The organism is Enterobacter cloacae complex sp. 370H10 (assembly GCF_050031535.1).
In the GTDB taxonomy this organism is placed as follows: domain Bacteria; phylum Pseudomonadota; class Gammaproteobacteria; order Enterobacterales; family Enterobacteriaceae; genus Enterobacter; species Enterobacter intestinihominis.
Genome location: NZ_JBLGWG010000001.1, coordinates 2,549,824 through 2,574,832 on the forward strand (window position 1 = coordinate 2,549,824; position 25,009 = coordinate 2,574,832).

Below are 25,009 nucleotides of genomic sequence, written 5' to 3' on the forward strand. Positions count from 1 at the left end.
GTTCGGTGAAAATTGCCTCAACGTTCTGAACAATATTCACGTGAATTATGGATGAAAAAATCTTAAAGGCATATAACGCCATGGAGAATACCTTCTTTACCACTTAATTAATAATTTTTATTTTGTATCGATTATAACGATTAATTCACGACATCAATTGTTATTTCAAACGCATCATTTGCTTTAGATTTTACTCAACCCGTAACAATTATATTTTATTCATCAGCCCTCTGTGTGATTTAGCATGGGACAGCTTTCCAGCCCGGAAAGTTCACTAAGCAATAAAAAAATAACTGCAAAGGAATAATCAAAATGCAAAGAAAAGTACTGGCACTGATGATCCCCGCTTTGTTAATGGCTGGAGCCGCTCACGCAGCTGAAATTTATAATAAAGACGGCAATAAACTGGATCTGTATGGCAAAGTAGATGGTCTGCATTATTTCTCTGACGACGCGTCAAAAGATGGCGATCAAACCTATATGCGTCTGGGTTTTAAAGGTGAAACCCAAATCAACGACATGATGACCGGCTTCGCACAATGGGAATACAACATTCAGGCAAACAACACCGAAGGCTCTGACAATCAGTCCTGGACGCGTCTGGCCTTCGCGGGTGTGAAGGTAGGCGACTACGGATCCTTCGATTACGGCCGTAACTATGGCGTCCTGTACGACGTAGAAGGCTGGACCGATATGCTGCCAGAATTTGGTGGCGACTCTTATACTTATGCCGATAACTTTATGACCGGTCGTGCAAACGGCGTGGCGACCTACCGTAACACCGACTTCTTTGGTCTGGTGCAGGGTCTGAACTTCGCGGTGCAGTATCAGGGTAATAATGAAGGTAATAACTGCGATGAGAATTTCTGCTCTACTAATGAAGGGACCAACAACGGTCGTGATACACGTCATGAAAATGGTGACGGTTACGGTATCTCCGCAACCTACGATTTCGGCATGGGCTTCAGCGCAGGCGCGGCATATGCTTCATCTGACCGTACTAACGATCAGGTAAATTACACTACTGCGGGCGGTGATACTGCGGATGCATGGACCGCAGGCCTCAAATACGATGCCAACAACATTTACCTGGCTGCAATGTATTCCGAAACCCGCAATATGACGCCGTACGGCGACAATACAGATGCGGTTGCAAATAAAACCCAGAACTTTGAAGTGACCGCACAATATCAGTTTGACTTCGGCCTTCGTCCGGCTGTTTCCTATTTACAGTCCAAAGGTAAAGATCTGGGCAATGGTCAGGACGATAAAGACCTGGTGAAATACGCTGACGTCGGTGCTACCTACTATTTCAACAAAAACATGTCCACCTATGTTGATTATAAAATCAACCTGCTGGATGAAGATGATTCATTCTACAAAAACAATGGCATCGGTACGGATGACATCGTAGCGTTAGGTCTGGTTTACCAGTTCTAATCCCGTTAGCCCGCAGCGATCTGCGGGCTAATTTTATCTCTGTTTCGCCTGTTCTTTGCGAAAAGAGAGATAGCCAATTACCCCGCTGTCGCCATCCATAGGGTGATTTATCCCATCCATTACCGCCACTTCCGGGAAGTCGAATGGCGTAACATTTTCCAGACAGGCGACATTCACACCATATTCATTGGGATTGGAACGTCGTTGATGGAACGTGTAAATACCGCAAACCGAGCAGAAGAAATGGCGCGCCGTGCCGGTGTTGAAACGGTACTCTGTGAGCGTGTCCGCGCCCTGCGTCACCTTAATACCCGTCAACGGCGCGGAAACCACTACTGCCCCGCGCATCCTGCAAAACGAGCAGCTACATCGCCGTGCGGTATTCAGGCCGTCCGTCAGCTCAACAGTAAATTTCACCGCCCCACAATGACACTGTGCATGACGAATTTCAGCCATCGCTTATACCCCTTTTCTCACTAACTCAGCCGCTTTTAAAAAGACCTCATCTTCGACACCATCCCCCTTCTGCCTGCCGAGCCTCACCAGCTCATCGACAATACTTTCACGATTGATGATCTTCTGCGCTGAAACCAGCCCGATAACGGCGGCACCAATCGCCAGCCCAACTAATCCTGTCTGTTCGTCTTTATTTTTCATAGAAGCGCTCCCTTGTCCCCCTCAAAAGCGTAGCAGGAGAACTGTAAAACGTGCTGGAACGCGGGGAAGAGGTCGGTGCTTTATCTCACCTTCTCGTCCGGCAAAACAGGGGGGTTCTGAGCGGGTATCGGAATATCGTGAATAGCGTTGCGCATAGCGAGGCCGTAATGGGTGTTAAAACCGCCTTCGGAAAGGCGGCTGGTCATTACTCTGGATCTTTATCGCCTGATTCAGGCGCTGAGCCAGGATCATCTTTCGGTTTTCTTCCATCCTTTTCCGGGTTATCCGGGCTGGGATTATAATCAGGATGGTCACCATTAACGGGACGGTCAGACATTTTCACCTCCGTTTTTACTGCGTAAGCTGTAAGTGTAGACAACCCGTTAGTCTTAACCAAACTTCTTTGAGGGGCTCATTTGTAAATCGTGCTGGCATTCGGCGCTGCAATCCGTACCATACACGACACACTTTCGCATGCTGGTTTTTACCGGTAGCCGCAAACCCGTCTTTTATCGCTAACCAGATGGGGCACATAAATGCGCAGATGGTGTATGAAATCTATGCTACATGGATAGAAGAGATGAACACGAAGCTGACGCTTTGAAATCGTTTTCTCACCCTGTGCCCCATTTGAGATCTGAGTAACGAATAGATGCAACAAAATCAAGAGATTAACAAGAAAGAACAATACAACCTGAATAAACTGCAAAAGCGACTGCGCCGTAACGTGGGCGAAGCCATTGCAGACTTCAACATGATTGAAGAAGGCGATCGCATCATGGTCTGCCTGTCGGGCGGTAAAGACAGCTACACCATGCTGGAGATCCTGCGCAATCTACAGCAAAGCGCACCGGTGAACTTTTCCCTGGTCGCGGTTAACCTCGATCAGAAACAGCCAGGATTCCCGGAGCATATCCTGCCGGAGTACCTTGAGAACCTGGGCGTTGAGTACAAAATCGTAGAAGAGAATACCTACGGCATTGTAAAAGAGAAGATCCCTGAGGGCAAAACGACCTGCTCGCTTTGCTCACGTTTGCGTCGCGGCATTCTGTACCGCACCGCAACCGAACTGGGCGCCACCAAGATTGCGCTGGGTCATCACCGGGACGACATTCTGCAAACGCTGTTTCTGAATATGTTCTACGGCGGCAAAATGAAGGGAATGCCGCCGAAGCTGATGAGTGACGACGGCAAACACATCGTGATCCGCCCGCTCGCCTACTGTCGCGAGAAAGACATTGAGCGTTTCTCTCAGGCCAAAGCCTTCCCTATCATTCCGTGCAATCTGTGCGGCTCACAGCCGAACCTGCAACGTCAGGTCATTGGCGACATGCTGCGTGACTGGGATAAACGCTATCCGGGCCGCATCGAAACCATGTTCAGCGCCATGCAGAACGTGGTGCCTTCGCACCTCGCCGATGTTGAACTTTTCGATTTCAAAGGGATTAACCACGGTTCAGAGGTGGTGAATGGCGGGGATCTGGCGTTTGACCGCGAAGAGATCCCGATGCAGCCTGCTGGCTGGCAGCCAGAGGAAGAGGATGCGCAATTCGATGAACTGCGCCTGAACGTGGTGGAAGTGAAATAACCTGACTGCGTCTCAGACAGTGCTTCTGAGACGCTTTTTTCCCTTACTTCAGCAGCCGAACACGGCAGGTTTTCCCTTTAATCTTCCCGCCCTGCAACTGTTTCCAGGCCTTATGCGCAACCGACTGGCGAACTGCTACGTAGACATGTGCAGGATGGACCGTGATCTTGCCAATATCTGCCCCGTCGAGACCGATATCCCCTGTTAACGCCCCCAGAACGTCACCGGGACGCATTTTGGCTTTTTTACCGCCGTCGATGCACAGGGTGGCCATTTCCGCCGCCAGCGGAGCGATGCTGATATTACCGGGGGCATTCACCCAGTTGAGTTTCAGTTGCAGCATTTCCGCAAGAATATTAGCGCGCTGCGCCTCTTCAGGCGCGCAGAAGCTGATGGCGAGACCACTGTTACCCGCACGCGCGGTACGCCCGATGCGGTGGACATGCACTTCCGGATCCCATGCCAGTTCGAAATTCACCACCAGCTCAAGCGATTTGATATCCAGGCCACGAGCCGCCACATCCGTTGCAACCAGCACGCGAGCGCTGCCGTTAGCGAAACGCACCAGCGTCTGATCGCGATCGCGCTGCTCCAGATCGCCATGCAGCGATAATGCGCTCTGTCCGGCATCATTCAGGGCATCGCACACCGCCTGACAATCTTTTTTGGTATTACAGAACACCACGCAGGACGCTGGCTGGTGTTGGCTAAGCAATTTTTGCAGCAGTGGAATTTTGCCCTGCTGCGACGTCTCGAAGAACTGCTGCTCAATCGCTGGCAATGCATCGACAGTATCGATTTCAATGGTCAGCGGGTTCTTCTGCACGCGCCCGCTGATCGCCGCAATCGCCTCTGGCCAGGTGGCAGAAAAAAGCAGCGTCTGACGTGTGGCGGGCGCAAAGCGAATCACTTCGTCAATCGCATCGCTGAAGCCCATATCCAGCATGCGGTCAGCTTCATCCATCACCAGCGTTTGCAGTGCATCGAGTGAAACGGTGCCTTTTTGCAGGTGATCGAGCAGACGGCCCGGCGTTGCCACAATGATATGCGGCGCGTGTTGAAGGGAATCGCGCTGCGCACCGAACGGTTGTCCGCCGCAGAGCGTTAAAATTTTAGTGTTGGGCAAAAAACGCGCCAGACGACGCAGCTCACCCGCGACCTGGTCGGCCAGCTCGCGCGTCGGGCAGAGTATCAGGGACTGGGTCTGAAACAGGGTTGCATCAATATGCTGCAACAGGCCGAGTCCAAATGCAGCCGTTTTTCCACTACCGGTTTTCGCCTGCACGCGCACGTCCCGGCCTTCAAGGATAGCTGGCAGCGCGGCGGCCTGGACAGGGGTCATAGTGAGGTAACCCAACTCATTCAGGTTAGTCAGTTGGGCTTCAGGCAGAACGTTCAGCGTGGAAAAAGCGGTCACAATATACTCTCATGGTAATGATTGCAGTCAGATGGCGCGTATCCTCGCAGATCTCCGCTAACGATGCGACAATTTAATCGGTTCTTCGTCCGGTGGCGGATCCGGCATCGGCTGCGGACGCGGGATGGGATCGGGAATTGGGGTCGGATCGGTGGGCACCGGATCGGACTGCCATGTGTTCAGGCGTTGCAGGGCAAGTAGCATACTCATCTTTTCCTCCAGATTAGGGTGCTTACCCCTAAAGGGTAGACGCAGATAAACAGGAGGCAAAAAAAAGCCGACTATGAAGTCGGCGTCGTACGAATCAATTGTGCTATGCAGTAATTCAAAAAAAGGAAGTAAGACAATATGGAGCGCAACGCCCATCGCTTGACGTTGCATTCACCTGCGGGAGTAATATTGCACCTAACATGGTGTAAGTTTATTGACTTCGCTCAATTAAAATGTCGTTTTGAAGCAGTCGCAGCATTAGAAAATGCGTAAATTTACAGCCATTTACTACGATGCAACCACCATGCAACACCCCCAATCAAAACCACTAACATGACGCAAAACGTAGTGAAGCCATAGTGATATTCACCGCCGGGGATCCCCCCAAGATTGACGCCAAACAACCCAGTTAAGAACGTACTTGGCAAAAAGACCATCGCCATCAGCGACATGGTATAGGTTCTCCTGGCTAATGACTCCTGCATTACCTGTGCTATCTCATCCGCCATGACCGCCGTTCTGGCGATACACGAATCAATTTCGTCCAGACCACGTCCCAGCCGGTCAGCAATATCCTGCATTCTGCGACGCTGATCGTCATTCATCCAGCTCATGCGTTCGCTGGCCAGTCTCGCATAGACGTCGCGCTGCGGGGTCATATAGCGGCGCATAACAATAAGCTGTTTTCGCAACAACGCCAGAAAACCACGTGGGGGAATTTGCTGATCGAGCAGGTTGTCTTCCAGATCGATGATTTTATCGTGGAGTTCTTCAATAAACTCGCTGGCATGATCGGTCAGCGCATCACATACATCCACCAGCCAGCTTCCGCAATCCGTAGGCCCCGTGCCCTCTTTCAGATCGTTAATGACGTCATCCAGCGCCAGCACTTTTCGCTGACGGGTGGAAACAATCAATCGTTCATTCATGTAGACACGCATTGCCACCAGCTGATCCGGACGCTCATCCGTACTGCCGTTTATGCAACGCAGTGTTATTAACGTCCCCTCACCCATCCGGCTTACGCGAGGTCTGAGACTTTCTCCCGCCAGCGCATCCCGAACGTTGTTGGGCAAAAGCGGCGTGGACGCGAGCCACTCGGCGCTGTCCGGGTGCGTGTAGTTGAGGTGCAGCCAGCATGGGTGTTCGTTGTCGATGTGATCCTGATCTTCAAGCGGCCTTGCGCCCCCGCGCCCATCAAGTACCCATGCAAAAACCGCGTCAGGTACGTTAACTTCAGACCCTTTAATGCTCTCCACAGCGCCTCCACCGATTTATCTCTTTCGGTGTCAGTCTAGCTTTCGTCGAGGGTTAAGCAATAATTATGTGAGGCATCATCCTGAATATGCTCAGGAATTCACCACCCATTCGCGGCTTATTAACGCATTATCAGCCTGGTACTCGTTCTTCAGACGGAAATTACGTGTTCGTGTCTGAAGTTCAATCACCTGATTGCGCAACACATCTGACGAACCGTTCAGTTCTTCAACCATCGACACATTGCTCTGTGTTACGCGTTCCAGCTCTGACAATGCCAGCGTGATTTGTGAAATCCCTTTTTCTTGTTCCGATGTTGAGGCGGAAATTTCATCCATCAGTCGGCTCACGTTGCCCGAGCCGGTAACGATGTCGTGCATGTTTTTTTCAGCTTCAGAGACTACGTTAACGCCCTGCGTCACGTTATGGCTGGTGACTTCAATCAATGACTTAATATTTTTTGCCGCTTCGGCGCTACGATGCGCCAGGCTTCTGACCTCACCAGCGACCACTGAAAATCCTTTTCCATGGTCGCCCGCTCTTGCCGCTTCAACGGCGGCGTTAAGCGCCAGAATATTGGTCTGAAAAGCGATACCGTCAATCAGCGAGATAATCTCTGTCATTTGCTGGGCGCAGTCGGTAATTGATTGCATATTGTTCGCGACCTGCCCCATTAACTCTCCGCCTTTACGCGCCTGCAACGTCGCGATATTCGCCTGTTCGCTGGCTAAACGGGTATTGTCGGCATTATTTTTTGTACTTGCAGCCATCTCTTCCATGCTGGCTGCCGTTTGCACCAGCGAAGCTGACTGCTGTTCTGTTTTAACGGAAAGCTGCGCGCTGCGTGAAGAAAGCTGATCTGACAGGGTCATCGCGGTTTGCGAGGAGGCGCGGATCTCACGGACCAGCGTTGCAATGTTGCTGGAGAGACTATTAATGCCCGGGATCAGTCGTCCCGCACAGTTGTTGCCGAATTCAGGGATCGACACGCCGAGATTGCCTGACGTCACTTCTTCAATACTTTTTTTCACAGTATTGATCGGCGTCACAAGATATTTTGTCATATACGCCCAGAGTAAAATTAAGGCGATACATTGTACGATAATGACTGCAATAAAAAGCGAAAAACTCCCTGAAAATAGCGCTATAACTCCATCGCTTACCAAAAACACACATAAAAGGAAATAGACAATGAAGGTTCTGACACTAATATTTCTTAGCATAGTTTTTCCTACGACTTTATATTTTTGTGGGCTCTAAGGTTTATAGCATTGCCACAGTATTTTGTCCTCACGTTCGTCGTTGGTTTGTTGTTTTGCAGTTTGATTTGCATAGTTTCGCTTAAGGCAGATAAAAAGCATGATATACTGTAAATATCCAGCTTGTAGTTTGGTTACCGCCCGCCCTTAAATATTAGCACTTACCTATTTAAGAAGGAGTACCGTAGGGCAACATTGTTTAGTCATGCTTAATAAGTTAACGTAGTTAATATATATCAACTACGTTACCGTGACCTCCCACCAGGCTGGCTTACGTTCAGGCCAGACAGTCGACTGACTGGAAAAAATAGTCCTCCGTCATGAGAACATTCTCTTTCACACTTTGATGTCCGCGACGAATATACCAGCCTGTTTCAGGCGCCATGCTTAAATGGTATATCCTCTCCCCCGATATACTGCCGGGGGCATTAATGCACATTGTCATACACCCCTTCTCTGATCCCCTGATGATCTGTTCTGGTATAATGCTGACGCTGCGATCTCCATTTCGCAGAATGACAGTCGTGATGACATAACGACATATACTGCTACTGAGGCTGTAGCCGACCGTACTCAAATCGGTGATATGCTTTTGGGATAACAGGACTTCAATACCAGAACCCTCAAACCAAACAATAATTTGCTGTGCAAGATCATCCATCCGCTGACAAAAAGCCCTGACTTCGGCTTCAGCCGTATTAATATGAATCGGTTTATTTACGTTATTCTGCTGCACTTTCTTAAAAAAACGCTCTCTTACTGACATGTTAACTCCGTGTTTTTCGCCAGTCTTATTGTTCTTTTTTGTGCTTCAGCAGGGCGTAGCTAACAATCAACTGCTGAAGATGTTGTTCGACCTTGTTTTGCTGCGCTGCTGACCGGGGTTGCCCGGCAGGTAGAGTGGAAAGCAGACGAAGCTGCTCCTCAAGCGGTATGGTTTGGCTAAATGACTGCGACATGGCAAACACGTCTGATTTCAGTTCACTCACCGTCATGTACTTCCCCTTCTGTTCATCCAGTGCGTTCAGCTTGTTCGTCAACTGCTGCAACTGCGCCATACCCTGATGCCATCCATTCAGATCTAAATCTGCTAGCGCAGCGATACTCATCTGTTTCTGCCAATGTTGCGCCAGGGGTTTGGCCTCTTCCGGCCACAGCGTCAGCGCCTGCTGCACCAGACGGTCGCCGAAGCTCACTGCCCAGTCTGGTTTCAACTGTAAAAGCTGCGCTAACAGCTGTTGTGTCCTGCCAATCCCCGGTTCCGGTGATGGTGACGTTTGTTGCAGCGCCTCTAATTGCCCTGTAGATAGCCCTTGAGGTAGAGGAGCCAGAGCCGCGGCTAGCTGCGCTTGTGCCGAATCTGGCGCATGCAACATCTGCCATCCTCCTGCGACGACACTGGCTGCCACCAGCATGGTCAACATACCAGCAGCAAATGGCTTCCAGGGTTTCATCGACACCGGAGGTTCTTTAACCACCCCAACGTTCAGCACCGGCTCGGGCTCAACCACATAAACCCATTTACTACGCTCAGTCGGTTCGACGAGGTGAATTTCCGTAGCACCCAATGCGTCACCGTGCAGACTCATGTCCGTATTTTCGCTCTTTTCCAGACGCACTGCTGCGTTCTGCATCATCGTGCGCAGAGCATCAAGCTGAGTAGCATGCTTGAGTTCCAGACGCTGCAAGACGTCCTCCAAAGCGTTCAGATGCTCTTCAGACTGATACAGCTGCCCTAAGTCGGCGTACGTCAGCGATAGCGTCCGTACCACCTGTTGCAGGCGCTTGTTGAGTGCACTGAGGATTTCGATTCGCGCATGGACAGGCTGTGGCCAGAGGTTTCCCCACTGGCGGGCTACCAGTGCAGCAAGTAACGCAAGCCCCTCATTCATACCGTACAATCCGGCCAGATGCGTACGGGCGAGCGTATACCAGGCAGCCGTTTGTAGCTCCACACCGTTATGCCCGAACAGTGACAGACAGAGCGTTTCCGCGTGTTGCCAGTTCACATCCGGGCGTGCCGGATGGGTGAGCTTGTTCATTTCTTCGCGCAAGGCAGCGTAACCCGCAAGCGTGCGCGGATCCCCGCCGGTTTTAAGTTGGCGTTCAGAATTTATTGTCATAACTGTTTTAACCTGAGTAATAACTAGATGGCGGCTCGTGCATCGAGGTATTGCTGTTGTTTCAGATGACGGATTAATACCCTGCCCTCGGGCATAAATTCCGTGCCGTAGCGCACCAGCCCCACCCCCTTCAGCTCCGCGTCAATGGCGTAGCGGAGTTCACCGGGCTGAATCTGTTCCTGCATCACCACGTTGATCCGGCTCAGGCGCGGCTCGTACTTCAGCAACACAGCCGACAGTGTGGTGATCAGCTGGTGGGCGGTCCCGGGCATTCCCTGGAGGATTTTTGTCATATCCGGCAGGCCGTAGTCCGGCAGGTGAGCCAGCGTACCGGCGCGGCAGTTGAGGATGCGCTGCATGTTATCGAGTACGGATAAAATCACCTGATTCTGTTCGCTGACCTGGTTGAAGCTCAGGCCTCCTGAGAAATTACCGCTCAGCATTTCATAAAGCGATGGCGTGTTGTGTCCCTGTGGCATCAGTCATCCTTCAATGGCTGTAACGTAAGGTGGTTATTCCCAGCCTCCAGAATGCGCGGCTTATCCGGATCGAGATCTTCACGTTTTAGAACCTGCTTCCAGGTATTGTTGACCAGGTCCGGGTGACGAAACAGGCCGACTACCGCGACAAACTGCGTTTCTTCTTCCATTGGCATATCAAGATTTGTATCACCACCCGGTTTTACGACCACATCTCGGGTCGTCAGCAGGTCGGCTTTCAGGATGGTTTCGCCATCTTTCAGGAGTTGCTGGTAAACCGTTTTATCGAAGATTTTGCGGTCTTTCAGTTGATAGACGCGGACTACCACCGGCTCGGAGAGTGAGTTATTTTCGCGGGAATCGGTGTTTAACGCTTCACGCGCCGTGAAATCCAGGTGCAGCATCTTAATTTTTTTGTAGAACACGGAGTTAAATGCCGATTTGGTGCCATCAGTGATGCCCTGCGTCACCCCGCACCCCGTCAGGCTGAATGCCAGCAGAGCAGGCAGCAAGCTCGCGTGTTTAATTGAACTTGTACGTAACACGTCGGTTTCCTTGTTGTGATATTGCCGGCTTCAGGCCGGTGTAATAGCCCAGTTCCGTCGTAAAGGTCGGTGGGATATCGTCTGTAAACTCCCCCTCATCAGCCCCCAGCACGCCGTTCATCCCGAGCCAGAAAGGGCCTTCACCAAGCGGCGGAACGGCAAGAAGTCGGGTCCGGGTGGTCAGGGTGAGTTTTGCCTTAAAACGCCAACCGAGCCAGACACGAAGCATCACCATAAAGTCCTGATACAGCAGACCGTCCGGCTTCCAGCCCTGTGCCTCCTGTTCATTATCCGTCCTAAGCGCAACCAGCAGTTGGCTACCCGCATCCATCGCTTCGTCACCCAGTGGCGTGTTGCCGTCCAACAGAAAATCGTCATCACCGTAAAAGCCCAGTGGCTGACCAATTTCCACCGGCCGCAGGCAGTACGGGCTAACCTTCACGGTGGTTTCCGGGGCCAGCAAAGTCACCAGCGCCTGCATCCCCTCCTGCGTTTTGCCCGGTTGCTGTAGGACACCCAGCAAAGCCAGAAAACGGGATACCGGTGTGGCAATGTGGTCTGCTGTGCCGGGAATACCCAACCCCACCAGGCCCAGCAGTGACTGCGAGATGCTGTCCGTACCACCGGGTTCAAAGGTGGCCGGATAAGAGTATTTACGCCAGATACGGTAAAACTGCGTCAGAATGCGATGACTGAAGATATCCAGAAAACCCTGTAGTGCATCATGCCCTTCCCGACGCTGAGCGATGTCATCGAGATACGCCGTCGGCAAGGGTGAGTCGACACCGTACATTCCCATAAAGGTCGTGCGGATGAGTGGTGGCCGGCTGTCATCCTCCTCATCATATTCCACGGCTTTCATCTCACTGGCCGGAAATCCCATCCCCGGATGTGGGGCAAAGCGTACCGGATCATCCCCCGGGTGACTGGTCGAGCCCATCAGCGGCCTGCCCGGGTTACGCTTCTCCAGTAACTGGCATAAACGGTAAAAGTTAATGCGATGCAGGTCGGCTTCCAGCCGTGGGCTCAGCCGGGAATACGGCGATTGTGCTTCTCTTCCCATTCCAGGCGCTCTCCGGTAGGTTGCAGGATGATAATCAGTCGGTTAAACAGATAAATGTCGGTGTAGAGCGCAAAGAAACGACTCAGCATCTCGCCAAACAGGCAGATGTCACCGCGCCCGGCAAAGCCATGGCTGTCCAGGGTCACCTCAATCTGCACGCCGCGCACCAGGTAGCCCTGTTCAAAGCGTTCGGTTTCACTGTGCTTCACGTCAATGATGGCTTCCAGGCGGCGACGGTTCATCTCGCTGTCGGTCCATTCATACAGCGCCAGGGTACCGCGCAGCACGTCGGCATTATCCATCATCGAGAGAAATCCGCTGCCAAGGTGACTCAGCACGCGCCAGTGGAAACGGTCCTGCGCCGGTGGGTAACAAGGCAGCGTCGGCGCACACAGGTTGCGCACGGCAATGCTGACCGAAGTGGTTTTCATCACCGTATCAAGCACGGTGCTTTGCAGCGCACGTCGTGGCAGTTGACCGTTTGTGCCGGTGAGCGTCAGCGACAGGCTTTCGTCTTCCGGGACGGTATGATTATCAAATGCTTCGCCGCCAAGAATGAGCCAGGTGTTATGCAGGCCGGACGGACCGCGGCGCACGCGGGTGTGGTAGTAATATTCCGGTGCTTCATGACGCATCATTCCTCCCTTATGACGGAAGCTCGAAAACGGCACGTAGGTATGCTGACTCGACGACATCACCGAATCCACGGTATATATCTCGGTATGGCCATCCTGCACGCGCATCGGGCGCAGCATGTATTCGGTTTGCAGAGAATTGAGCGTCAGCGGATCGGATTCCAGCGGGAACAGGTTAATGACCGGCACGCAATTCAGGCGCAGGTGCTTTTCGGTAAAGCTGAAGTCATGCTCCCAGCGTTCCGCCAGCACCACGTCGATTTCAAACCAAGGAAGCTCAGAAGGAAAGATCACGGCCTCCAGCCCGCGCAGCCCCATGAACATAAATTTCTCGCGGAAGGTGAAGTACTCCAGCAGCAACTGGTAACCGCTGAAACTGCTGTCCCCCTTCGGCCACAGCCTGTCATCATCACCAAACCCCAGTGCGGTGAAATACCCGTCCATCGGCCTTCTGTCTACGTCACCTGGCATGCGCAGCCACAGGCACGCAGTATTCATGGTAAAGGCTTCATGCATGGCGCAGGCCAGCGGCGCGTCAGCGTTGAAATAGAACGGGATCTGGCTGAGATCGACACGGCTCCAGTCAGCAAGATGGCTACAACTGAAGCGCAGGCTGATGACAGAGCGCCCGTCAGGATCAGTCGACAGGCGGGCATGATCCAACGCCAGTGGCTGAAGGGTTATCTCTTTAGTTGTGGTGTAGCGACAACGCGTGCCTTTTTCACCGATCGGCCGCGAATTGACCTCGAAACCTCTGGCGATACGCATCGGTTCTTTCATCTCACGCCAGACAGGAGTGAACTCCACCACCGACATCGAGGGAATGGTGCGCAGGTAATGCGGCCACAACAGGCTGACCAGCCCTTCGGTCAGTTCCGGCAGGTCGTCGTCAAGCTTCTCGCGCAGGCGGCCCATCAGGAAGGCAAAGCCCTCGAACAGGCGCTCCACGTACGGGTCGCGCGCGCCCGCCTTATCGAGATTGAGCATTGCTGCCTGCTCAGGGTGAGCGCGGGCAAATTCTTCGCCGGCTTCCAGCAGGTAGCGCATTTCAGCGTCGTAATAACGCAGGGTTAAATCATCCATAAGAACCTGAATAAATGTGTTTTAAAGGTATGTCAGTCGCTTTACCCGCAAAGCACCGCACAGCCTGCCGGGTCAAGCGCAATCAGGCCCGCCAGAAGCTGGTCCATCTCTGGCTGAAGCCGTGACTTATCGGTTTCGCTGCGGGCGGCTTTCATGCGCAGCAGCCTGAGGCGGCGCGATTTCACTTCAAACAACAATGCTGGCGTCCATTGCGTGAGGGTGATGGCCTGTGCTGCACCGTCAAGCTCACCCAGCAGATGAAGAGCCAGCTCATTCTTACCCTTCTGCTCCGCCACGCGGGCCATTAGCAGACGCACCAACCATTTGTCTTTTGTGGTGTCGGTGCCCGGGCGCGTTTGCAGCCAGTGGAGTGTGGCATCCAGACCATCCGTGTCAGCTTTCTCCAAAGCTTCCGGTTCAAGGGCCAGAATATCGTTGCCAGTTTCACTCAAGGCATTGACAGGCTCATCCCGCCAGTTGGACATCTCGTCCTGCACGCTCTGGTTTATCCAGTTCAGCGTGACCTCATCAGCAAAGGGTGTGCCGTCATTGAAGGCCAGCGTTTCAAGTCCGGGAAGGCGCCGCAGCAGCCCTTTCAGGTCAGCGATAATGATATCGGCCAGCACATCCTGGCCTGATTTAATCAGGGCCTGATGGATGTACCACTGCAAATCCAGCCAGAGATGATTGGCGCCACGCGAGAAAGTGCTGTCCGCTTGTTCCAGTATCTCCAGCCAGCTCTGTTGCAAATACAGCCGTTTGAGCATTGCCCGCTGGTCAGCCCGCGGCGGTTCGATGCGCGTTTTCCCTTCGGCATCCGGTGCCGGGATCGCTCTCAGCGTGTCGTGACGCAGACTTTTCATCAGTCGGTGTGCGGCAAGCCAGCCATCGGGTTGCTCACGTAGATATCCCGTCAGGGTTCGGGCCTGAGCCAGCAAATCCTGACCGGACGTGATGCGGCTCAGTACTGGCGCGTCCTGTTCTGCCGCGTGAGATGCCCACTGCGCGCGTGTTTTACTGCTGGCGTTCTGGGGTATTACCGCATCCACGCCCCCAGCTTTCAGCAGGCGGGATCCCAGCGCGCTGTACAGGGCACTCAGATCTGGACGTGACGCTTCAGGCTCAGTTTCAAGACTGTCTCGGATGAGAAGCAACGCACCGGTCGTACGCTGGGCATCGTCGCGTACCACTTCTGGCAAGAGTAACAGGCTGTCAAGTAGACGAGAGCCTGCGAGCCACTCCAGCGCCGGTTTACGGCTTCGCTCACGCTGAGGATGGAGCTGTGTTCCATATTGGGTTAGTAATCCCGCCAGTAGCTCAAGCCCTTCAGCAAACCCGGTTTCACCGTCCTGGTGCAAGCGCGCCCAACAATAGTAAGTAGCAACCCGGACATCTTTGGCCACAGTGTTCAACACCTTTTCAGCCAGTTGGCAAATCAGCCCGGTATCAATACTGGAAAGTTTATTGACCTCCTCCCGGATACGCTGGAAATCATCGTCATAACCCGGGTCTTCTCCTGTAGGACTGTTCTCACTGATCGGGGTAAGCCAGCGCTGCCAGCTTTCGGAATGTGACTGCGCCTGCTGTCGCAGCAGGGTTTCATCTGCCTGGCAGGCAACAACCAGATTCTGCAAAGCGTCCATTATTCGACTCCGTCCATGTCACTGTTTTCTGTATTGGTCATCAGCGCCTGCGCCATAGCCGCGCTATCTACGCTAAATATTTGATCTGGCAGCGTGAAGCCCCGCAGTGCCAGTAACGCCAGCGGCCCACTGCCCAGTTGTGAACGCAGTACCCACTGTAGGGTACGACCATCCGGCGCGGTAAAACTCATCATCCACTGACTGCGGTCAAGCTGCTCTCGTTTACTCTCATCCAGCCAGCGAATAAAGCCCCAGGTTCCGCTGTAATCACCAAACAGACGTGCACCCGCATTGACGGTGGTCCATGTCAGCATGGTTCCGGGCTTGTAGGTGTCACCAGGCCAGCGGAAGCTCTGCCAGTCTGCCATCTGGTTGAAGTAGTGCAGCTTTTGTCCATCAATAGTCAGTTGCGTTTCTACCACCTGCGGTACCGGACGCGCCTGTAGTTCAAAGCTGATGCCCTGACTGCCGTCGGTAAACAAGATATCCGATAGCTGGCTGAGCTGATTAATCGCCCGCAGGAAGGCTGGGTTAAAGTTCAGTCCCTGGCTGTTGACCTTATCCGGTACCCACTGGCTGCCCTCCTTATGCAGCACACCGCCGAGTTCCGTGGTCAGGAAGCGCTCAATACGTCCGCTATCCTTACGCACAAACTCAGCCAGCATTGGCAGAGAGGAATCACTCTTGCTGACAGCAAATGGGAAACGTCCGTCAAATGCCGTATGCCAGTTCGCCACCACGGAACGACTCCATTTGTCATTCAGGCTCGCTGCCGATGGCTGAAGCACAGTTTCCCAGGCCTGGGTCAGCGGCTGCACAAACATGGTGCTGCCAAAACCACTCCACTCTTCGCCCAGGCTTGCAGCAATCAGGCTGCCGTACTGCTGGGTGTCGGTCAGGTCCACGCTTTTGCCCTGGAATACGGTCTGCGCCAGGCTCTGCATCATTTCCTGAGGGTCAGAGGCGCTGGCGACCTGTTGCAGACGCAGACGCACACGGGTGATACGGGTAAGATACGTTTGCAGGCTCAGTGAATTGTCAGCCGACATAACGTTGCTGCCGTTGTTTTTACCCATAAGTGTTAGCAACGGTCCAAAGGTTTCATCCAGTGGGCCCTGCGGGCCTGAGGCTGACTGGTCAATTACCGGTTTGTCCTTCCCGCCTACCAGGTCTTTAGCCGATTTGATGATGGAGTCCGACAGGCCTTCACTCTTCTGGCCGGCCTGCCCCTGCCAGGCGAGGGTGTTCATCAGGGCAATCAGCGGTGACTGGCGAACATCACTCATCAGCGTCAGCTGGTCAGTGACGTCTGCAATATTGTTTGCCGGATTAAGTTGCAGGCTGTTGAGGAAGCTCAGCCAGCTACCGGCAAAGTCGGTGAAGTAGCGTTCCGTCAGACGTGCTTTCAGTGCGTCCGGCGACAGGTCTGAGGAAACGGTTTTCCGGCTGTCGCTCAGTACCCAGTCGATTTCATCGCGGCGGGAGTTTGCCGCTTTCTCAATGGCCTGCTGAATCCCTCCCTCCCAGGCCTGACGGGTGAACATGCCCGGCACCACCTCATCGGTGGTAAACAGGCGACGGGCATCGGTACCGCCAGTTATGTCCTCCAGAGACACATCGGCAAAGTTACGACGTACGGATTTGAGCATGTTCTCGTACAGCGTACTTTCCGCGTTGCGCCGTCCTATCTGCTGCAACAACACCTGGCGGCTCTGGCTGACCAGCTGCGCATCCGGCGTGATTTTCCACTGTGGCTGCTTAGGCAGTTCGGTGATGTAGAAAGCCCACAAATCCGGTGACAGGCTTTGCCACAGGCCAGCTGAGATACCTAAACGCGTCGGCTGCACGGTTTTCATGGTTTGCGCGTAGAATGCACCATCAGCTTTATCCGGACGGGACATCATTAGCCAGGCTTTCAGCTGGTCATAACCCGGTTTCGCCAGCTGTGTCCGCTGGTCGCTGTTGGGTGCCGAATTGACCAGCGCAATGAGCTTCTGCTTAAGCGCTTCATTTGCCGGATCACGTATCAGACGGTTGTTCGCCACCCCGTACCAGGGCAGCATTGCGTCAAGCAACTGCTGATCATGGTTAAGACCAAAGCGCTGATACCATGGCGCGCCGTCCAGAATATGGTGCAGCAGGCGACCGGCATCATTACGCAAAGCATGCAGGGCCGTCAGCTGGTAATCCGATACAGAAGGGTGCTCCACCAGAGCATGAGCCTGCTGTGCAACAGAAACTATTTGTGACCGGTTGACCGCAAACGACAGCAGCATCCCTCCCCCACAGACACTGATGATGGCCATCAGTGCCCAGGCCAGCGCTCGTTCCCACGGCATACCGACACGACGGCCACGTACGCGGGTGCAGTCGTCAACAATACCCTGCCAGGTTGCTGGCAGAGTCAGGGCATGACGCTGTGATCCATAATTCTCAGCATCGGCTGTCCCCGCTGACATTCCGGCAGGTTTCTTCTCCGACAGGCTGAACATCAGACCACGCAGCGGGACGCGCTGTTGAGAAACAAAGAGCCATGGCTGCAACTGCTGAGCCCAGCGGGCAATAGCACCGTCGTTCAGGTGCTGGCTCAGGCGCAGCAGGAAGTCGTGGCTGCTGTTTTCCGCGACCTGACTCATCCCCTGCGCCCGCAGGGCCGGCAGCATCAGTTCCAGCTGGCGGATTACATCATCTTCTTTTGCGCGTGGTGGAAAGCTTGCGCCTACCGCCTGCTCAGGACGCGTACCCTGCGACCAGTGACTGCTGCACAGTTGCCACAGCCAGACCGGAGCGGAATAACGGAGCAGTTCGCTGATTTTTTCCAGTCCGCGTAAATCGCTGTCGCTGATATGTGGGGTCAGGTTAAGTGATTGCGGCATGACACGGACAATCCCGTCCAGCGGGCGTCCGCGACGCAGCTTGCGCAGCGCGGTGTATTTTTCGCGGTCAGGCTCCGATGCCAGGCTGCCGCCGTAAATCAGCACGGTGCGGTTACCTTCAAGCCACTGCTGCTGTTGCAGGCCGGGTACCAGTTGTTCAATCGCGGCTTCATCGCCGGTGATCAGCAACTGGTGGACTTTACGCCGCCAGAAGAACGAGTGCCGTCTTCTGAGATACCTGCTCAGTGCTGAAAAATCATATTGATCCGACGCTCTTTCTTCGTTGGGATTATTTTCACCATCAGGCGTAACGGGAGAGGGGTTTTGTTGCCTGGAAAATGTAAAGAACACCAAGGTGCATAATGTGGCGGTCAGAATGATGCAACCTGCCAGCACATACCAGAAATTATCGTCACCACTTCCGGCAGGCAACTGCGTTGTTTGTGCAAGAACAGATAGTATCATCAGCAGGACTGCCACGATGAGTAGCCCAGCTCCCAGGGGCTTCGAAACCTTTTTCATGCCTGTTATTCCTTTCCGGAGTGTCGTGCAACCCTGATAAATTCCGGGCGCTGAAGACGGGCTGTAATTCGTCTCAGTAAAATGGCCAGCCCGGGCAATGTCACTATCAGCGACAGCAGAAGAAGAGAAATCCCTGACCACGATAATGCTGTTGAAGAGAAATAGCGGATCATCAGGCTGTACAGCCCGGCATTGAGCAGCAATGCCATCAGAATAGATCCCCCGGGAAAGGGAGGCTGAATCACGAAATGATCATGTCCGACTGCAGGAGCGGCGTTTCCGAGCGAAACAGCCCAGACATCGTCTCCACCTTCGAGAAGAAGCCACTGGCTGGCGGGACCATAAGCAGCCATCTCAGCAGCAGCGCCTAACATTGCCCAGCCAGCAAGAACGCCATACCAGACACTGGCGGTGTCAAAGTCAATGACACCGCCAGTGCCAATACCATCGTACAGTGGAACCGACAGATCATTCAGCACCCTGCTCACTGACTGTCGTGGCGCATCTGACAGCCCACTGTGCCAGACAAGGTGTTTCTTGCTGGCAGGCGTGAGGGCCATATCCCGTAATTCACTGAGTTCCGCGGCAAGCGTACGGGTGTTGAGCGGCATCGCCCGGAAAAGCCGTAACGCATTTTTTTGCTCACCCGGATTAAGCATCGATGGTGGCATCAAAAATAACGCGCTGGCAAATTCCGGCAGAACATCATTGGGCAAACGATAGTGCATTGCCAGTACCAGCACGGGCCGCTTTGTTGACGCCACAAACTGATTCCAGTCATCAAAGGATGAGTCTGCGTCCTGAAAATGAATCTCAGCTTTCCAGGGAGGGGAATCTGCTGACCAGATACGATGGAATGACTGAGATTCACGGTCTTTTTCGCTACCGTTGGTCTGAACAATAATCTGGAGTGGGCCGGAAGGATATCGACGCCGAATCGAGGGCATTATCTGAGCAATGAGATGACGAAGTAGCTGCTCAAAACGTGAAATACCGGGTGTAAGCTGTTCGCCTGGCAACATCGTGAGAGGCGATGTGTCTGCACTTTCCTCTTCCTGCGTATGTGCGAGACGAGCTAACAATCCCATATCGGCAGTGATGAAAACATGGCTGAGAATGACAAGATGCTGTTGTGCACGTAAGCGCCACTTCAGACGCATGTTCCGGCACCACTCATTCCAGTTCCAGACACGAACTGCCAGCATTTCCTGTCTGAGAGTGTAGACCGCGATGGCTGCCGAAATGCCCGCAAATGTCCAGGTCGTCAGTGGTAACCAGGCCCCACTGCTCAATGAAAGTAGCCCTGTCACCGGTGATTTCAGTACCGCAACAAGCAGTCCAGTTAAAAGTCCGAGAATAATAATCAACAGACAGACCCACGGTGACCAGGATGGTGCCTGCTCTTTTTCAGGCACCTCCGGCAGAGACCATCCCATCAGCCAACCTCCATATCCGGCATACTTGCAATGAGACTCGCACCACACTGCGTCTTGCAGCCATGCAATACAATTCCACGCCCGTTTTCTTCATATGCAGAAACATCGCACTCAATAATTTTATTCATACCATGTTTCGGGCAACTGACGGTATCATTCAAAAGTGCGGCATTTTTACCGGATATATCGAGACTGGATGAGGCTGATGTGACTTTGCCACCATGCGTAGTGGCATCCCCTAAAACAACAGCAAATTTCCCCACTTGCTTTTCCTTTAATTATAAATATCTGACTATATAGCATTGAAATTTAGCAAACTCACTGGAAAACAACCTACCGAAGTGTGTTTGTGCTTTATTTTCAGATCTATATGCTGGCAGCTTACTTTTCGCATTGTCAAATTTATTAAATTTATTAATAACAGTGTCCCGACTAATTAAATCAGGCTCAGGCACGTTGTCAGGTATTCCGCTGAAGAGATAAGGATCCTCACCTTGTACCCAATCCGCTTTTCGCCGTAAATCATCCATAAATTCTTTATCCCATGTTGCATCGCAATAGCCAATCGGTAAATCATATGCCATTACCTATGACATGAAATCAGCACGCATCGGAAGAGTACTATGATCCTTAGGCTGAGAAAGATAAGTTCTTATGCGAAGATCCTCTTCTTCAAATGTCTCCTTACGGCTCACAGGTACCAATCGGGGCTCAGATTCAGTGCCCACATATTTAAATCCAGTCACAATATCCTGATTAGGATATAGGTTGATATAGTTGTCATAGGTATTATCGTTTTTATGGTTTTTATCCGGATTCATTTCCCCCCAACCATCTATCTGCCTGTCATCATGCTCCGCACCAACGCGTGATACATCAAAATCAGCCAAATTTGCAGCATCTACGGGTTCAGGTACCTTTTCGGCATTAATAAAAACCGTTTGCCATTCTGGAGGATTCGGATAAGTGAAACTACTGCTCTGATACCTGTCGACTTTATCATCCCAGAAAGGTTTTCCATCCGGCAGTTTTGCAAAAGGCGTTACGGGATTTGGAGTATCACCACATGAAGTGCTGCCCTGACGGGGGCACCGACGGCAGCGTCAGGCCTTTCTCATACCCCTGCTGGCTGTCGTAAAACTCCACCACGTCAATGTTGAGGCGCGTGTCGGTGGTGAAGCGGAACCAGATACCAACCTCACCCAGCAGGCGGGTGATAAAGTGCAGGTCGTCCTCAGCGTACTGCATCACCTGCTCACGGCGTGGATACTCTTTACTCAGTGAGAGCAGGAAGTCCTGGCCGCGCATGCCGTGACGTTCGCGCAGGATTTTTTCCACGATGTGCGGGACGGACATGTCCTGGTAAATGGCGTTCTGGTACGAGCGGTCAAGCAGTGCCAGACGTGGCTCAAGCGTCACCGCGTAGCGGGTTTCATCTTTTGAGGTGCCCAGGCGCTCAAGGCCGCTCACCATCCCCTGTATCACCCGCACCGGCTGCTGCGCCTTAATGCCATAACCCTGATTTACCGGCGCCAGCAGTGTCAGGGAAGCCGCTTTCCTCAGCGCCATCTCTTTGGTGATGGCATGGTCCGTGCTGGTGAACTCAATGCGGTAGCGGAAGGGTTTGCTCAGGGTTTCATCGCCCTCAAACGCCAGCACATCAAGCCCTGCGTCACAGCCCTTCACCGAAAACAGGTGATGGCTGTGGCTGAATTTCAGCGGGGGATTACTGCTCATGCGTGCACTCCTTCTGTATAGTCAAACTCCATATTCTGCGTACTTGCGCTGACACTCGCCCCGCACTGTGTTTTGCAGCCATGTAAGACAATTCCATATTTGTTTTTGTCATACGCAGAAACATAGCATTCAATAATTTTATTCATTCCGTGTTTCGGGCAAATGACGGTAACATTCACAAGTGCCGCATTTTTACTGGATATATCGAAACTGGATGAGGCTGATGAGACTTTGCCGCCATACGAAGTGGCATCCCCTATAACAACGGCAAATTACCCCATATTGCACTTCATAAAATTAAAATGAATGCACCACCGTCCATTGGTATTATTTTCTAAGTTGAAGCCGTTCTATTTCATCACTTCTCTTTTCTGCTGCATCGCTTGCCACGTCTCTTCTTATAATTGCAGGCATAGCAGGGATCGTCAGTTTACCTGTCCAGTAATAATCGTCACTTTCCAGCCAGTCAGCCTGGTAACGTAATTCAGCAAGACTTTCTCTGTCCCAGGAATGCCAGCAATAGCCAACTGGTAAATCATAGGCAACGACCCTTCTCATAAAGCGTTCATCCATCGGTAACGTACTGTGATCTGTCGGTCGCTGAACATAGGTACGAACATCTTCCAGCATTTCAACTCTCGATTGTTTTTCATATCTGTTACGATCCTCTTTTGAACCGGGCCCCGGCAATTGAATTCCTGAAGGTTCTTTGAGCTTCATTTTCTGGTCAAAATAGCCGTAGAGCGATATGTAATAGCGATAGTCGACATCTACGGGGATATCCTTGTCGGGATCTATTTGCCCGTAACCATAGCCAATTTTTCCTGTCTGTTTTTCTTTGCTGCGATAATCTTGGTCAAAATATTCCAATGCTTTCGCTGTCATCGGTTCGGGCACCAGGGGGGCATTAATCGACAGTTTTTGCCCTTTTACCGGTTCTGGCCAAGTCATTTTTTGCATTATTGAGGTTGTACTGTCCCAAAATGGATGACCATCTCCCAGATCGCTAAAGTTCGTTTGAGGGTTAGGTACATCCCCACAGGGAGTATTCCGCCCAAGCATACGAACATATAATGTCTCCCCCGCGGTTTTAAATAATGGATGAGGTACAGTAAAATGACTGTCTTTCGTATTAGGTAATCCCTGCCAGCCAATACTGCGTAAAGGGGCTGAGCCCATTACCCGGTCATGAGGGTTACAGTAAATCCAGGTGGTACCGTGGTTATCGCGCTCTGGCACACCACTGTGCGTTTTCCCGGCCGGTGACCAGCTTTCGCCATCACTGCTGGCTCCTACAAGTAATCTTTCACACCCTTGTTTTTTTAAGCGTATTTTGTTTTCAGCCACTTTTTTTACAATATCGGCAAACGTCGCTTCTCTGGCTTCTTTACTGATAATTTCATTCATGGGATATGAAATATAGGTTGTCATTTCATTATCCAGCGCGTAAGGCGAATTCATCACAAACAGCGCGTCCGGGGCTTCAATTGCAGCAGCGGCCAGGGCAACCATGGTTCCCTGGCTGTGTGACAAAACTGTCACTGTATCTTCAGGATGTTTATCTCGAATGGTTTTAATGAGCTTCGCCAGACGACCGGCTGCGTGGGCATAATAATGGCGCGGAGGTGCGGCAGTCAGAAGCCTGTCACGTTCTCCGTTCAATAACTGTGTGCTGAATGGCACCGGAATGCCCAACGCTGACGGCCAGTTATCAAACCCTTTGTCACTCCATAAACTGACCAGTTGGTTGCAGCCATTCTGGAACGGACCACCTCCCCAATAAAAGGGGCCTTTGCTTTTGCGTTGTTCAGGCGTCAGGTCGTAATAGTTATCACCCTGTTTATTTTTCAGTGGAATAGCGTATTTATCAGTTTCATTATCAGCGGCACGATAGCCCCAGTAGAAACGAATAACCGGGGAGCGGCCTTCATCACTAATTTTTCTAGGTGGTGCTAACCAAGAAGTGTGTTCTTTATTCCAATGAGGTGCTTCATATTTATTCTCCATCAATTGAAATCGCTCATCTAAAGATAACAACCCCAACCGTTCATTTAAACCATCACAAATAGCTTCCTCCGCATGGTTATACCATTCCCCCTCAGAATTCACACCATGAACGAATATAATTAAACCGGGTAATTGTAAGGGAGGTTGAACCTCTGCGTTAACCTTGACATTTTTATGTGATGTCACAGAGTAAGAGAATGGGGTTCCATTATCTGTAGTATAAACCTCGACCTTTCGTGTAGGAGTCGTTTTGTTGTTCATCTAATATTCCTTACGACTATTATTTTGGTTCTAGTTTATGGTTACACTGCATACGTTCTTGGGGGACTTGAGAAACGTCAAATGAAAGCTCTGGTTGATAAACCGGACCAGTCACCCCAGGATAAGCGGGATGTGAAATTTTAGTTGCGGGACTAAATGTCCATTTTAGCGCATAAGCACTAGTTGGGGAGTGCTTAGCAAGCTTGTATTCAATCATATAAAACCCATCATCAGTCACTAACATATCATAGTCTTTTGTATCCCCATTAGGATCTTGCGTATTCGAACCGTAAGTCACTGAGTGCACTGTTTTCCCACCATCTGTTGTCACCGAAACAACATTCAGGCAGCCTTTATCAGATCCTTTACACGCTGCCTTATTATCATTTGCTGTAATTGGAAAGGCTAAATAATCATCCCGGTTTGATAACCAGAACAGTCGCCCTTTAAATAAATAACCTGAAGAGGGGGTGATCTGGGTATGAATCCCTTTTTTTGTATTGTTATAAAATGTTTTCCCATTTTCGCAGCGGGTATACTCTTCAAGCGTAAAGTAACGCTCTTTATCAATACGATAAATAATCTGCGGTGGACCATATACCTTAGGCTGCTGTTTTTTCTTTTCCGGCTCCGTCTGCATATCATCCATTACTGAAAAAGGATTCACAAAGGCAACTCCACCTCCGTAGGGACCAGCTACACAGCCACTCAGAACAAACACACCATATACAAAACATATTCGCATAATCGGATTCATCATAATTCTGCTCC

At 51.8% G+C, this 25,009-nt stretch carries 24 protein-coding genes and 2 pseudogenes; 3 read left to right on the forward strand and 23 right to left on the reverse strand.

Features of this window, described 5'->3' with window-relative positions:
- The first annotated feature begins 312 nt into the window (after positions 1-312).
- Entirely contained in the window at positions 313-1,440 is a 1,128-nt protein-coding gene (ompC, locus tag ACQG2Q_RS12580; RefSeq protein WP_063849100.1) for a porin OmpC, read from the forward strand.
- Positions 1,441-1,473: 33 nt separating this feature from the next.
- Here ompC and ACQG2Q_RS12585 read toward each other — a convergent pair whose 3' ends face one another.
- The 3 genes from ACQG2Q_RS12585 to ACQG2Q_RS12595 form a co-directional block, all read right to left on the reverse strand.
- The gene (locus ACQG2Q_RS12585; RefSeq protein ID WP_023300213.1) at positions 1,474-1,896 is read right to left on the reverse strand and encodes a GFA family protein; all 423 of its coding nucleotides are present in this window, start codon (positions 1,894-1,896) and stop codon (positions 1,474-1,476) included.
- A 3-nt stretch (positions 1,897-1,899) separates the two neighbouring features.
- Positions 1,900-2,097 (reverse strand): hypothetical protein, encoded by a 198-nt coding sequence (locus tag ACQG2Q_RS12590; protein ID WP_022648260.1) that lies wholly within the window; start codon positions 2,095-2,097, stop codon positions 1,900-1,902.
- Positions 2,098-2,302: 205 nt separating this feature from the next.
- A complete protein-coding gene (locus ACQG2Q_RS12595; RefSeq protein WP_255248590.1) occupies positions 2,303-2,434 on the reverse strand; it encodes a hypothetical protein in 132 nt (43 codons plus the stop codon).
- An 81-nt stretch (positions 2,435-2,515) separates the two neighbouring features.
- Between ACQG2Q_RS12595 and ACQG2Q_RS12600 the strand changes: the two are divergent.
- A pseudogene (locus ACQG2Q_RS12600) lies at positions 2,516-2,701 on the forward strand (site-specific integrase); the annotation flags it as partial.
- A gap of 48 nt (positions 2,702-2,749) precedes the next feature.
- A complete protein-coding gene (ttcA, locus tag ACQG2Q_RS12605; protein ID WP_001186974.1) occupies positions 2,750-3,685 on the forward strand; it encodes a tRNA 2-thiocytidine(32) synthetase TtcA in 936 nt (311 codons plus the stop codon).
- A gap of 43 nt (positions 3,686-3,728) precedes the next feature.
- Here the strand turns inward: ttcA and dbpA are convergent, their stop codons facing one another.
- From dbpA to ACQG2Q_RS12705, 20 genes and pseudogenes are all read right to left on the reverse strand, one after another.
- The gene (dbpA, locus tag ACQG2Q_RS12610) at positions 3,729-5,102 is read right to left on the reverse strand and encodes an ATP-dependent RNA helicase DbpA (RefSeq protein WP_022648261.1); all 1,374 of its coding nucleotides are present in this window, start codon (positions 5,100-5,102) and stop codon (positions 3,729-3,731) included.
- Positions 5,103-5,159: 57 nt separating this feature from the next.
- Positions 5,160-5,306 (reverse strand): hypothetical protein, encoded by a 147-nt coding sequence (locus tag ACQG2Q_RS12615; protein WP_369702450.1) that lies wholly within the window; start codon positions 5,304-5,306, stop codon positions 5,160-5,162.
- Positions 5,307-5,587: 281 nt separating this feature from the next.
- Entirely contained in the window at positions 5,588-6,571 is a 984-nt protein-coding gene (gene zntB, locus ACQG2Q_RS12620) for a zinc transporter ZntB (RefSeq protein ID WP_032624170.1), read from the reverse strand.
- Between the two features lie 90 nt (positions 6,572-6,661).
- A complete protein-coding gene (locus ACQG2Q_RS12625) occupies positions 6,662-7,792 on the reverse strand; it encodes a methyl-accepting chemotaxis protein (RefSeq protein ID WP_022648264.1) in 1,131 nt (376 codons plus the stop codon).
- A gap of 313 nt (positions 7,793-8,105) precedes the next feature.
- Positions 8,106-8,594: a hypothetical protein gene (locus ACQG2Q_RS12630; protein WP_023306365.1), complete on the reverse strand. Its 489-nt coding sequence runs from the start codon at positions 8,592-8,594 to the stop codon at positions 8,106-8,108.
- A gap of 25 nt (positions 8,595-8,619) precedes the next feature.
- Entirely contained in the window at positions 8,620-9,951 is a 1,332-nt protein-coding gene (locus ACQG2Q_RS12635) for a VasL domain-containing protein (RefSeq protein WP_096216968.1), read from the reverse strand.
- A 23-nt stretch (positions 9,952-9,974) separates the two neighbouring features.
- Complete coding sequence (tssE, locus tag ACQG2Q_RS12640; RefSeq protein WP_096216969.1) at positions 9,975-10,430, reverse strand: type VI secretion system baseplate subunit TssE; 456 nt, start codon at positions 10,428-10,430, stop codon at positions 9,975-9,977.
- Entirely contained in the window at positions 10,430-10,975 is a 546-nt protein-coding gene (gene tssJ / locus ACQG2Q_RS12645) for a type VI secretion system lipoprotein TssJ (RefSeq protein WP_096216970.1), read from the reverse strand. Before tssJ ends, tssE begins: the two co-directional genes overlap by 1 nt.
- The gene (tssG, locus tag ACQG2Q_RS12650; RefSeq protein WP_096216971.1) at positions 10,953-12,038 is read right to left on the reverse strand and encodes a type VI secretion system baseplate subunit TssG; all 1,086 of its coding nucleotides are present in this window, start codon (positions 12,036-12,038) and stop codon (positions 10,953-10,955) included. Before tssG ends, tssJ begins: the two co-directional genes overlap by 23 nt.
- Positions 12,002-13,756, reverse strand: a complete 1,755-nt coding sequence (tssF, locus tag ACQG2Q_RS12655) for a type VI secretion system baseplate subunit TssF (RefSeq protein WP_046621354.1) — start codon at positions 13,754-13,756, stop codon at positions 12,002-12,004. The genes tssG and tssF overlap by 37 nt, the downstream gene beginning before the upstream one ends.
- Before the next feature lie 41 nt (positions 13,757-13,797).
- Positions 13,798-15,399, reverse strand: a complete 1,602-nt coding sequence (gene tssA / locus ACQG2Q_RS12660) for a type VI secretion system protein TssA (RefSeq protein ID WP_096216972.1) — start codon at positions 15,397-15,399, stop codon at positions 13,798-13,800.
- Positions 15,399-18,797, reverse strand: a complete 3,399-nt coding sequence (locus tag ACQG2Q_RS12665; protein ID WP_096216973.1) for an ImcF-related family protein — start codon at positions 18,795-18,797, stop codon at positions 15,399-15,401. Before ACQG2Q_RS12665 ends, tssA begins: the two co-directional genes overlap by 1 nt.
- Before the next feature lie 5 nt (positions 18,798-18,802).
- Positions 18,803-20,233, reverse strand: a complete 1,431-nt coding sequence (locus ACQG2Q_RS12670; protein ID WP_096216974.1) for a hypothetical protein — start codon at positions 20,231-20,233, stop codon at positions 18,803-18,805.
- The gene (locus ACQG2Q_RS12675; protein WP_096216975.1) at positions 20,233-20,496 is read right to left on the reverse strand and encodes a PAAR domain-containing protein; all 264 of its coding nucleotides are present in this window, start codon (positions 20,494-20,496) and stop codon (positions 20,233-20,235) included. The genes ACQG2Q_RS12670 and ACQG2Q_RS12675 overlap by 1 nt, the downstream gene beginning before the upstream one ends.
- 15 nt (positions 20,497-20,511) lie before the next feature.
- Positions 20,512-20,817 carry a hypothetical protein gene (locus ACQG2Q_RS12680; protein ID WP_233156057.1) on the reverse strand — a complete coding sequence of 102 codons (306 nt, stop codon included), beginning with the start codon at positions 20,815-20,817 and terminating at the stop codon, positions 20,512-20,514.
- Positions 20,818-20,820: 3 nt separating this feature from the next.
- Positions 20,821-21,123 carry a hypothetical protein gene (locus ACQG2Q_RS12685; RefSeq protein WP_233156059.1) on the reverse strand — a complete coding sequence of 101 codons (303 nt, stop codon included), beginning with the start codon at positions 21,121-21,123 and terminating at the stop codon, positions 20,821-20,823.
- A gap of 181 nt (positions 21,124-21,304) precedes the next feature.
- Positions 21,305-21,970 (reverse strand): annotated as a pseudogene (gene vgrG, locus ACQG2Q_RS12690) (type VI secretion system tip protein VgrG); the annotation flags it as partial.
- Positions 21,967-22,230: a PAAR domain-containing protein gene (locus ACQG2Q_RS12695; RefSeq protein ID WP_255248703.1), complete on the reverse strand. Its 264-nt coding sequence runs from the start codon at positions 22,228-22,230 to the stop codon at positions 21,967-21,969. The pseudogene vgrG and the gene ACQG2Q_RS12695, both read right to left, overlap by 4 nt.
- 67 nt (positions 22,231-22,297) lie before the next feature.
- Positions 22,298-24,238 carry a T6SS effector phospholipase Tle3 domain-containing protein gene (locus ACQG2Q_RS12700; RefSeq protein ID WP_096217012.1) on the reverse strand — a complete coding sequence of 647 codons (1,941 nt, stop codon included), beginning with the start codon at positions 24,236-24,238 and terminating at the stop codon, positions 22,298-22,300.
- A gap of 19 nt (positions 24,239-24,257) precedes the next feature.
- Entirely contained in the window at positions 24,258-24,998 is a 741-nt protein-coding gene (locus ACQG2Q_RS12705) for a T6SS immunity protein Tli3 family protein (protein ID WP_096217011.1), read from the reverse strand.
- Positions 24,999-25,009 lie beyond the last annotated feature (11 nt).

Coding starts and splice junctions, on each gene's coding strand:
- tssF (WP_046621354.1), bottom strand. CDS start 13,756: ATGGATGATTTAACCCTGCGTTATTACGACGCTGAAATGCGCTACCTG.
- ACQG2Q_RS12665 (WP_096216973.1), bottom strand. CDS start 18,797: ATGAAAAAGGTTTCGAAGCCCCTGGGAGCTGGGCTACTCATCGTGGCA.
- ACQG2Q_RS12670 (WP_096216974.1), bottom strand. CDS start 20,233: ATGGGATGGTCTCTGCCGGAGGTGCCTGAAAAAGAGCAGGCACCATCC.
- ACQG2Q_RS12615 (WP_369702450.1), bottom strand. CDS start 5,306: ATGCTACTTGCCCTGCAACGCCTGAACACATGGCAGTCCGATCCGGTG.
- ACQG2Q_RS12680 (WP_233156057.1), bottom strand. CDS start 20,817: ATGGCATATGATTTACCGATTGGCTATTGCGATGCAACATGGGATAAA.
- ompC (WP_063849100.1), top strand. CDS start 313: ATGCAAAGAAAAGTACTGGCACTGATGATCCCCGCTTTGTTAATGGCT.
- tssG (WP_096216971.1), bottom strand. CDS start 12,038: ATGGGAAGAGAAGCACAATCGCCGTATTCCCGGCTGAGCCCACGGCTG.
- ACQG2Q_RS12625 (WP_022648264.1), bottom strand. CDS start 7,792: ATGCTAAGAAATATTAGTGTCAGAACCTTCATTGTCTATTTCCTTTTA.
- ACQG2Q_RS12585 (WP_023300213.1), bottom strand. CDS start 1,896: ATGGCTGAAATTCGTCATGCACAGTGTCATTGTGGGGCGGTGAAATTT.
- ACQG2Q_RS12705 (WP_096217011.1), bottom strand. CDS start 24,998: ATGATGAATCCGATTATGCGAATATGTTTTGTATATGGTGTGTTTGTT.
- ACQG2Q_RS12700 (WP_096217012.1), bottom strand. CDS start 24,238: ATGAACAACAAAACGACTCCTACACGAAAGGTCGAGGTTTATACTACA.
- ttcA (WP_001186974.1), top strand. CDS start 2,750: ATGCAACAAAATCAAGAGATTAACAAGAAAGAACAATACAACCTGAAT.
- ACQG2Q_RS12595 (WP_255248590.1), bottom strand. CDS start 2,434: ATGTCTGACCGTCCCGTTAATGGTGACCATCCTGATTATAATCCCAGC.
- tssE (WP_096216969.1), bottom strand. CDS start 10,430: ATGCCACAGGGACACAACACGCCATCGCTTTATGAAATGCTGAGCGGT.
- ACQG2Q_RS12590 (WP_022648260.1), bottom strand. CDS start 2,097: ATGAAAAATAAAGACGAACAGACAGGATTAGTTGGGCTGGCGATTGGT.
- ACQG2Q_RS12635 (WP_096216968.1), bottom strand. CDS start 9,951: ATGACAATAAATTCTGAACGCCAACTTAAAACCGGCGGGGATCCGCGC.
- ACQG2Q_RS12630 (WP_023306365.1), bottom strand. CDS start 8,594: ATGTCAGTAAGAGAGCGTTTTTTTAAGAAAGTGCAGCAGAATAACGTA.
- tssA (WP_096216972.1), bottom strand. CDS start 15,399: ATGGACGCTTTGCAGAATCTGGTTGTTGCCTGCCAGGCAGATGAAACC.